Below are 1,883 nucleotides of genomic sequence, written 5' to 3'. Positions count from 1 at the left end.
CGGGCGGTTCGTGATCACGGCATCCACCCCGGCGCGCACCAGCTCACGGATGCGTTCGGGATCGTCCACCGTCCATACCACCACTCCAAGTCCGGCCTGACGAAGTTCCGCCAGCAGCGCCGTCGTGGCGATGGAGTGATGCGGGCAGACGCCGTGCGCGCCGAGATCCTGAACCGTCCGCCGCACCTCGTCGTCCCAGCGCTCCGTGAGGAAGTAGCGGCGGGCGTGCGGTGCCACGCGCCCCAGCTCCGCGATCACCTCGGGGACGAAGGAGGAGAACACCGTCCTCTCCATCACCCCCGCCGCCTCCATTGCCGCCACGGACGCCGCCCCCGCTCCGGGCGACTTGATCTCGACGTTCACCCACGCCCCGCTCTCCGCCGCCCAGGCTGCTGCCTCTTCCAGGCGCGGCACCGGCTCGCCCCCCGCGCGCGCCTCGGCGATGGCGGGCCAGGTCAGCGCCGCGACGGCACCCGTGCGGTCGGTGGTGCGGTCCAGCGACAGGTCGTGGATGACCACGGGGGTGCCGTCCGCCGCCGGCTGAACGTCGAGCTCCACACCGTCCGCCCCGTGCGCCACCGCCAGGCGAAAGCCGCGCATGGTGTTCTCCGGCGCCTCCAACGGGGCGCCGCGGTGTCCAAGCACCAGCGGACGGTCGGGATGCAGGGGCATTCGATGGACGGGTGAGAGGGTGATGGGCCGCGTTCATCCCTAACCTACGCGCGTGGAGCCGGAATTAAAGGGTGGACAAAGCGGCCACCGTGTGAGACATCTGCACATGAAGCATCCCTTCGCTCCCGCTAGCCTCTCGTCAGCCCCACGTTCCCGCACCCGAACCGCCACTGCGCATCACGAGGCTGACCCGCGCCGCCAACCGCTAAAGTGTACGAAGTAAACGAGATTCGATACCTTGGGAGACGGGCGGGCGGCGCGCCCACCCTGACACACCACTTCTCCCAAGGAGATGCAGCCCATGATTCGCACCCCCAAGGCATTCCTGATCGCCGCGGCCCTGCTGGTGGCCGTCGCCGCGTGCGGCCGCACGGACGGCGTTACCGCGCCGGAGCGTGCGCGCCTGGACGTGCAGGCCCCCTCCCCCGACTCGGCGGCGACGCAGAGCGCCCCGCCGGAGGTAACGCCGTCGGACAGCACCGGCTACGGCGGCTCGCTGGGCTCGGGTACCTGAGTCCAGCGAGCGGCGGGCGGAGGGCGCGAGCGCTCCGCCCGCGGGTGCGCCCTCACGGCAGCGGCACCTCGAGCAGCGCCTCTACCAGGTCGTCGTGAAGCTGGTCGGCGCTGGACGGCTCGGCGCCGGGCTCCGGCTCCACCGGCGGCGGGAGGGGCGGCAGGGCGGCGCCCCGGCGGCGGCGCGCCTTGAGGTTGCGGGCGCGGTTCAGCAGGTCTTCGGCCGCCAGCCGCTCCTGTGCCTCGTGCCGGCGCGTGGCGACGCGCAGGGCCAGGCTGGCCGACATCTCCATGCGCGTGCCCTCGCGCAGCGAGTAGGCGCCGTGCGCCAGGCTGATCATGGCCTCGGCCACGCGCTCGGTGTCGGCGCGGTTCTCGACGATGCGCCACACCTCCTTCCACGCCGCCTCGTACCCCTCGGCGTCGCCCAGGCCGGCGGCACTGCGGGCGATGTTGGCCAGCACCACCATCCGCTCCGGCGGGCGGGGCACGTGCCGCAGCACCGCCCGGAACATCTCCAGCGCGCGCCCGTAGTGCCGCTGCAGCATCCAGAACCAGGCTACGTCGTGCGCCAGGGCGGGGAGCCGGGGGTGGCGGCGGCCGTAGCTGCGGAAGGCCGCGCGGGCGTACATTTCGGCCTGGTCGCGGTCGCCGCCGTTGGCGGCGATGCAGAACAGGTCGTGCAGGGCAAAGGGACG

Annotated in this window: 3 protein-coding genes; 1 reads left to right on the top strand and 2 read right to left on the bottom strand. The window is 72.7% G+C overall.

Annotated features, from left to right (window positions below):
- Positions 1–672, bottom strand: a 672-nt coding sequence (locus VIB55_RS09565) for a glycerophosphodiester phosphodiesterase (RefSeq protein ID WP_331876423.1), incomplete at its 3' end; no start/stop codon positions are given.
- Positions 673–964: 292 nt separating this feature from the next.
- On the opposite strand from VIB55_RS09565, the gene VIB55_RS09560 reads away from it, so the two are divergent.
- Positions 965–1,186 carry a hypothetical protein gene (locus VIB55_RS09560; protein WP_331876422.1) on the top strand — a complete coding sequence of 74 codons (222 nt, stop codon included), beginning with the start codon at positions 965–967 and terminating at the stop codon, positions 1,184–1,186.
- Between the two features lie 52 nt (positions 1,187–1,238).
- Here the strand turns inward: VIB55_RS09560 and VIB55_RS09555 are convergent.
- Positions 1,239–1,883 (bottom strand): tetratricopeptide repeat protein (locus VIB55_RS09555; protein WP_331876421.1); only part of this gene is annotated, 645 nt, incomplete at its 5' end.

It is taken from the genome of Longimicrobium sp. (assembly GCF_036554565.1).
Classification (GTDB): domain Bacteria; phylum Gemmatimonadota; class Gemmatimonadetes; order Longimicrobiales; family Longimicrobiaceae; genus Longimicrobium.
This window is presented reverse-complemented; position numbering and strand designations above follow the sequence as displayed.